The sequence below is a fragment of the Flavicella sp. genome (assembly GCF_029238425.1).
GTDB lineage: Bacteria > Bacteroidota > Bacteroidia > Flavobacteriales > Flavobacteriaceae > Flavicella.
This window is the reverse complement of the sequence record NZ_JAQWGB010000190.1, coordinates 67662-74232: the sequence shown is the minus strand read 5'-3', so window position 1 is coordinate 74232 and position 6571 is coordinate 67662. Positions and strand designations below refer to the sequence as shown.

The following is a 6571-nucleotide window of genomic DNA, read 5'->3' as shown; positions in this document are numbered from 1 at the left end:
TGAAACACAATGGATATGGAAAGTATCTAATTCCTTTTGAAAGTAATGTTGTCAGGAAAACGAAAGTAGAATTCTTAAAATACAGAGAAATTTTTAACGGGATTCACTCCCTCTGGTCGTGCATCCCTAAACAGGAATCCTGGGCAAACATAGAAACCCAAATTCTTTGCAAGAATTTTGTCTTTTTTGTTTTCAAAAAAACCTCAAACTATGTTTGGTTTTTTTTTGAAAACAAAAAACCCACAACTTTCGTTGTGGGTTTCCTTTTGCGGAGAATGAGGAACTAGAACCTAGTTACACAGACCTTATATTTATTGGTGTTATAAGTTTTTAAAACTTAAACTGACACCTTTTTTGCCCCTTTTGATTTATTATCATTTAAATTAGTTTATCAAACTAACACATGTAAAACCTAGAATTTTGACGTTCTAAACTCAATACAAATATACACAAATTGCATCAAACTAAAGGTTAGCACTTTAGATAATTCTCTACTGTTTCTAGCTCAATACCGATGTAAATCCCCGCAGAACCAAAAGCATAATCTTCTACTTTTGAAACATTCTTATCTTTCATAGGGTTGTTATGTATGCTATTTATTAATCTCAAGCTTAATAGCTTGGATTACAAATCTGCGCTATCGGGTTTTACTACCACCTTATTGACAATCGCAATCAAAATCAAAAGATGTCAATTTATTTGTCGATTTTAAAAAAATAAGCGTTGTATAACCCAAATGTGTAATTATATCATAATATTGATATTCAGAATTTTCTGATTTTTTTATTCCATTATTTAGCCATCCATCAACTTGATCAGGTGTTGTCTCTCCTACCACAAAAGACTTCCCTAACATTTTTATACTAAACCCAGGAATGCTTACATCACCTGATAATGAATACTCTCCTTCTTTAAATGTCAAATATAAATCCGAATCGCCAATACCTTTTCCTTCATGTAAACCCAGAGGGTAATAAGAAATTCGAACCACATTACCGCCATACCACTCATAATCGTATTTTTTTGTGTACGTTATCTTGTTGCTATCTAACTTTAATTTTTCCTGTAGATATTCTCTACTATAATTGGATGTTTCTAACTGTAAATCCTCCAAGTAAATAGGATTGGTATTATACGTATTTGGTGCAATATCTTGTGAATGGATATTTTGTAAACCAATTAACATTAAAACTATTGTTGCTATTTTTTTCATTTCAACACACTTATGTTTACTACAGCCTTATTTTAGAATAAAAATGAAATAGTATCTCTGATTATGTCAAAGATACTAACACATTAAATACCGAAAATATATTTTATAAATTTTATTTTCTCATTTTCACCATAAATAAGTAAAAAATCACCTTCCCCCATATCTACAGCTATATACTCATGACAACTTATACCTTTATATTTTATATATGTTCCTGATTCAGAAACATTCCTAATAGCATATGATTCTGGAAAATGATTCTGCAAAACAGAAAAATCTTCACCAATTTTAATATCATCTTTCATTATAATGTCTTCATCTCCTATTTCAAAAGCAATTACCTTATCTGCTAAAACAGTAAATTCATTATTACCAAAACTGTAATATTCAAATTTTTTAGAATCTGGATCACCTTCTATTCCCATAATTGAATACGCTTCTTTATCAGGTTGCCTAACATAGACACCAAACAAAACTGCTTTAGTTGCATAAAAAATATTCTGTTTTGATACATCTGATACATGCGTTAGTTTTAACATTTGACTATAATATGTAGCCTGTGAATTCATTTTTAAACTAAACATAAGAACTACTGCTATTACTATTGTTTTTTTCATCTTTGAATTATTTTAATCTTTCAAGAGTTTAGCTTTTTAATATACTGCTAATTTACCAAGATGAGTTGTTAAAAAACATTTTCTTTAGTTTTAAATTCTCATCAAAATTAAAAGACATGCGACCGTCTCCATAAATGATATAAAAATCTGTTGTACTGTCTGATGGTAAAAAACCTTTGGTTAATTTACCAACAACATTCTCTCTTACATCCCCTATTTGAAAACAATATTCATCAATACAAAATCTAATACCAGGTAATTCAATTGAAAAACTTGTACAATAATCACCTGACATAAAACCCATTACAAAGTCCTTATCTCCAATTTTCTTTTCAATATAATTTTCATCATAATAATGATCATCTTCATATGAGTTCAACCATAACTTTAAATTTTCTATACCCAAAATTTGACCATAATAAGCTACCGAAGTTGGTAAGGGACTTTCATTCATCTTATGAGTAGCTATGATGTAATCATTTATTTTTAACGTGGAACCTTGATAATCTTGTGACATAGCATTTTTAAATACTAACATAAAAAAGCAACTAAATAATATTTTTTTCATTTTCTTAACCTTTATAATTATTGACATGGGTTTTTTGTAATCTTACTATCCTTATCAAACTCTGTAAGAATATCATTTGAGGGATCTTCTGCACTAGAGCCATATCTTGCAAAATGTAAATGCGTAAATGCTTCAGAATTAGTTTGAGCATTACCTGTTCGACCAATATAGCCTATTAAATCTCCTTTTTGAACAAAATCTCCATTACTTATTAGCATAGTTCCCTGTTGCACATGTTCATAATTATTAGTGAACCATTGGCCATTTTCACTCCAGCCTATTTTAATTTTATTTCCTCCAGCGTTAATAGGTAAAGATGGTTTTTGATCACTTCTCCTTGGGGTTCTTTCCCTTAAAAATACTGAAAAATAAATTTGTATGTACTACAGTAAAAAATAGCTCAGAAATAATTTTCTGAGCTATTCTATAATTTATTTATCTCAAGTTTAATCGCACGGATTGCAAATCCGCGCAATCGGGGTTTATTTTTTTATTGACAATCACAATCAAAACCAAACAGACGATTTGTAGCTTTTAAGAAACTTACCGTCGTGTACCCTAGATGCGTATAAAACGTATAGATATATACCTTATCATTTTCACTTACTATCTTTCCGTTGTTTAACCAACCATCTACTTGCTCTCTAGTAGTTTCTCCTATTTTAAATACATGTCCCATCATTTTTATCTCAAAACCGGGGACATATACCTTGCCATATAGAGAATAATGATCTTTTTTGAAAGATATATTTAGATCGAAATCACCTACCCACTCATTGTCAACATTACCTTCAGGATAATAACGTAGTGTAACAATATCACCATCGTACCATTCTTCATCATGTTTAACTCTATATTCAATTTTTGCATTATCCAATTGTAGTTGTTCTGTCAGATAAGACTTTGTATAGTTAGTAGTCTCTAATTTTAAATTGTTCCAATAAATAGGATTGGTATTATACTCATTTGGCACTAATTCTTGTGAATAAAGATTGCACAAACCTATCATCATTAAAAATATTGTTGCTATTTTTTTCATCTTAATATTATTTATCGCATTTATTATTATCAGACCCATCAGCTTGCATATCTCCAAATATAAAATCTTTTGGATTGGGGTACATCTCACTGGTGGTACCTTTGCTTTTAGAAGGATCATATATTTGATAATGTAAATTATTATGGTTTTGAATAACTGTTTTAGTTACCGTATATTTGCTTTGAAACAATTATTTAGCTTCTTTATAACCTTATACGTTGTTAATTATGGACTTTGGTAGTATTGTAATCACTCTTAGAAAAGAAAAAAAATATCTCAAACAGATTTAGCTTCCAAACTTGGAATTCATAAAAATGTATTAGGCAGGTACGAACGTGATGAAGTAAAACCATCTATTGAGATTGCTCGTAAAATTGCTGATATACTCGATGTATCTTTAGATTACCTTACAGGTAAAACAGATATAGAAATGGATAAAAATACCCAAAAACGTATTTTGGAAGTTTCTAAATTTAATGAAGAAGATAAAAATCATATCTTCTCTGTTATTGATGCTTTTATTGCCAAAAGAAAAATTCAATCTATTCTTTAAAAAGACAAAAAAAGCCAAAGAACTTTAATTCTTTGGCTTTTAAACTAAACTTTATTTTTTATCTAAAAAACTATAGAGTATACAAGCAAAATAATTATAAAAAACAGCCAGCCTGTTACAACTTTAAAATTCAAGAAAAAGTTCTTAACGCCAGTCTTTTTCTTTACTAGAAGTATTATTTCATTTATAAATGAAATAACACTAGTAATAACAACAAATACTAAATACCCACCCATTAAGTAATACAAAATATTTGAATGATACCAAACATCTACAATCTTTGGATGACCTATTAAACCTGTCAACATAAAAACAATTGATATTATAACTCCTAAGAAAGAAGCAATAAATAAAAATAAAAAGTTAAAATAATTAATTCTTCTAATTAGTATCATTCAGGACAGTTTAAGGCTTTTAGAACAGTATCCATTTCATGCGCTTTCACTTTACTGTATAGCCATTCTTTTTTGTTTTTTATATATTCTTTTCCAAATCCATAAGCCTCTTTAATATTTAAATCACTAAGAGCTTGTTCATATTTTTCTTGATACTCTTTTGTTAATGCATCATAAAATTTAATATTAGTCACATCCTCTCCATCAATATAATTTGTGTTTCCTAAAGCTTCAATACCTAGTCTTGTCTGAATAGCATTCAATATTTCTCCTTCAACAATTGTAGCATCAATATTTGATTCAAAGCCAGAGTTTAGATTCAATTGGCTAATTGTACTCGATGACAAACCAGCTGCATTGTAAGTAAAAGCATAATCTCCAGTTGCCAAGGCATTTGCACTAGCTAAACCACCTCCTAAAGAATGTCCTGTAAAAAATAAAACTGAATTACTCTCTTGTGAAATTAAATCATGGAGAATTCTAGCATTTTGAACAGAAACTTCATATTGTGCAGTTGACCTAAATAATTGATCAACATCTGTTACCACGTCACTCGCTTGAGTTGGATCTGTACCTTCAGTTACATACAAATATTGCTTAACGCCATTTTCTTCCCTAACATATAAAGCTGAATTAAACCCACTATTAGCATGTGAAAACTTAAAATTAGTACCTGCAAAAGGCAATTCATCTTGCCTTGATAAATTCCATCCGTTTTGAAGAGAAGTATCAAATACATTATGTTCTTTGTAATTATTAGCAGTATTATATACTGCTTTAGCTGCTTTTGCTAAATCACACTCATCAAGACATACACCATTAACTAGTTTTGTTTTGTGCGGATTCGTATCATCACAATCTTCTCCTTTGGTTTCCGTAATCCATTTACCTTCTGGCTTTTTATTGGCTTTCACCTGATTACTATGATAGCCATCCTCGTCTCCATCCAAATAAAAGTCATACTCTTGATCATCATCTTCAGGCACATCACATTTGTCATCACAATCCTCATATTGTATTCTAAAATAAGAGGAAGTGGTAGCTGCAAAAATTGGATCTCCATTGGTATCTATACCTGTTTGTCTTTTCACGTTAACTGGTGTAAGGTCTAAAATTTTCACTTGACTACCCATATCAATTTTTCCTGTACCACAATTCACATCTGTAAAGGTACCATTTTCATTCCTAAAATTATCTTCCGTTGGTATATGCGTCAATCCTACTTGTACATCTGGAGGAAAATTTCCTGTCCAAGCCAATCCATACTTAGTTTCGCATCCCTCCTTACAATCTACTAACGGCTCTAGCTCACATTTACCACATTTATTATTCTTCTTGACCATAGCGTTAGTATCATCACAATCTTCACCATATGTGGTGTGAGACCATCTACCTTCAGGCATATCATAAAATAGCCCCTCATCAATATGATAGCCATCTCTATCATTGTCCAAATAATATGTCCTCTTCGGTCTTTCTACACAGTTACAGCTACTACCTGAACCAGATAAATAATGATTTTCTGGACAGGTTTCAATTAAACAAGGATCTATTGGATAACAAGTTTTACAGTCTCCAAATTCAATATCTCCGTACTTTCCTTCCAAAGCGGGACCTAGAATACTTTCCAAATAGAGGTAAAAATACCAAACAGCCATGGAGGCTTCTTCTACACCCGTGGCTTCATCCATTATTCCATCTGCAGTCACGATTCTATCAGGCCATGGCACATCTACTACACCATCACCAGTATCAGTATCTTTTGGAGCTTCAACAGATTCACCATCTGACTCTTCATCACCCGGACTTCCCTCTTCCGATTCACCTTCACTTTCAACTTTTTCATTATAAGCTTGAACAAGATCATCTAATGTCTCAGAATCCATATTGGTAACCATCTTATCAAATGGTTCTACTTTAGTCTTATCTTCAGAATCTTTGTTATTTTTCTCAACCCTTACAGAAGTGTGAATTGTTCTTTTCACTGTGCCCAAAGGTACTTCCAATAAAGCCCAATAAAACTCGCACTTATCCGATGTACTGTCCCAACAATTTGTGCTGGTCACTACATTATCATCATTGTTTTTTGGAACCTCTTCCTCAGATTGAGAATAAGAACCTACAGAACAAAACATTGACAATACTACAAAGCATAAAAGATACTTTAATTGCATTTTATTTTTCAT

Annotated in this window: 9 protein-coding genes; 1 reads left to right on the top strand and 8 read right to left on the bottom strand. The window is 31.1% G+C overall.

Annotation, left to right across the window (positions count from 1 at the left end; genetic code table 11):
* Positions 1–658 precede the first annotated feature (658 nt).
* From P8H68_RS12980 to P8H68_RS12955, 6 genes are all read right to left on the bottom strand, one after another.
* Positions 659–1213, bottom strand: a complete 555-nt coding sequence (locus P8H68_RS12980; protein WP_300325972.1) for a hypothetical protein — start codon at positions 1211–1213, stop codon at positions 659–661.
* Positions 1214–1296: 83 nt separating this feature from the next.
* Positions 1297–1830 (bottom strand): hypothetical protein, encoded by a 534-nt coding sequence (locus P8H68_RS12975; protein ID WP_300325969.1) that lies wholly within the window; start codon positions 1828–1830, stop codon positions 1297–1299.
* 52 nt (positions 1831–1882) lie between these two features.
* A complete protein-coding gene (locus tag P8H68_RS12970) occupies positions 1883–2368 on the bottom strand; it encodes a hypothetical protein (RefSeq protein WP_300325967.1) in 486 nt (161 codons plus the stop codon).
* Between the two features lie 47 nt (positions 2369–2415).
* Positions 2416–2679 carry a peptidoglycan DD-metalloendopeptidase family protein gene (locus P8H68_RS12965; RefSeq protein ID WP_300325979.1) on the bottom strand — a complete coding sequence of 88 codons (264 nt, stop codon included), beginning with the start codon at positions 2677–2679 and terminating at the stop codon, positions 2416–2418.
* A gap of 209 nt (positions 2680–2888) precedes the next feature.
* Positions 2889–3437, bottom strand: a complete 549-nt coding sequence (locus P8H68_RS12960) for a hypothetical protein (protein ID WP_300325964.1) — start codon at positions 3435–3437, stop codon at positions 2889–2891.
* 7 nt (positions 3438–3444) lie between these two features.
* Positions 3445–3627 carry a hypothetical protein gene (locus P8H68_RS12955; protein ID WP_300325962.1) on the bottom strand — a complete coding sequence of 61 codons (183 nt, stop codon included), beginning with the start codon at positions 3625–3627 and terminating at the stop codon, positions 3445–3447.
* Positions 3628–3708: 81 nt separating this feature from the next.
* Between P8H68_RS12955 and P8H68_RS14570 the strand changes: the two genes are divergently transcribed.
* Positions 3709–3990, top strand: a complete 282-nt coding sequence (locus tag P8H68_RS14570) for a helix-turn-helix transcriptional regulator (protein WP_366144947.1) — start codon at positions 3709–3711, stop codon at positions 3988–3990.
* Positions 3991–4052: 62 nt separating this feature from the next.
* Here the strand turns inward: P8H68_RS14570 and P8H68_RS12940 are convergent, their stop codons facing one another.
* Complete coding sequence (locus P8H68_RS12940) at positions 4053–4385, bottom strand: hypothetical protein (protein ID WP_300325956.1); 333 nt, start codon at positions 4383–4385, stop codon at positions 4053–4055.
* Positions 4382–6571: a hypothetical protein gene (locus P8H68_RS12935; protein ID WP_300325953.1), complete on the bottom strand. Its 2190-nt coding sequence runs from the start codon at positions 6569–6571 to the stop codon at positions 4382–4384. Before P8H68_RS12935 ends, P8H68_RS12940 begins: the two co-directional genes overlap by 4 nt.

Bases quoted from the DNA above. Each gene is read 5' to 3' on its own strand.
- P8H68_RS12980 (WP_300325972.1), bottom strand. From the start codon at position 1,213: ATGAAAAAAATAGCAACAATAGTTTTAATGTTAATTGGTTTACAAAAT.
- P8H68_RS12975 (WP_300325969.1), bottom strand. From the start codon at position 1,830: ATGAAAAAAACAATAGTAATAGCAGTAGTTCTTATGTTTAGTTTAAAA.
- P8H68_RS12970 (WP_300325967.1), bottom strand. From the start codon at position 2,368: ATGTTAGTATTTAAAAATGCTATGTCACAAGATTATCAAGGTTCCACG.
- P8H68_RS12960 (WP_300325964.1), bottom strand. From the start codon at position 3,437: ATGAAAAAAATAGCAACAATATTTTTAATGATGATAGGTTTGTGCAAT.
- P8H68_RS12940 (WP_300325956.1), bottom strand. From the start codon at position 4,385: ATGATACTAATTAGAAGAATTAATTATTTTAACTTTTTATTTTTATTT.
- P8H68_RS12935 (WP_300325953.1), bottom strand. From the start codon at position 6,571: ATGAAAAATAAAATGCAATTAAAGTATCTTTTATGCTTTGTAGTATTG.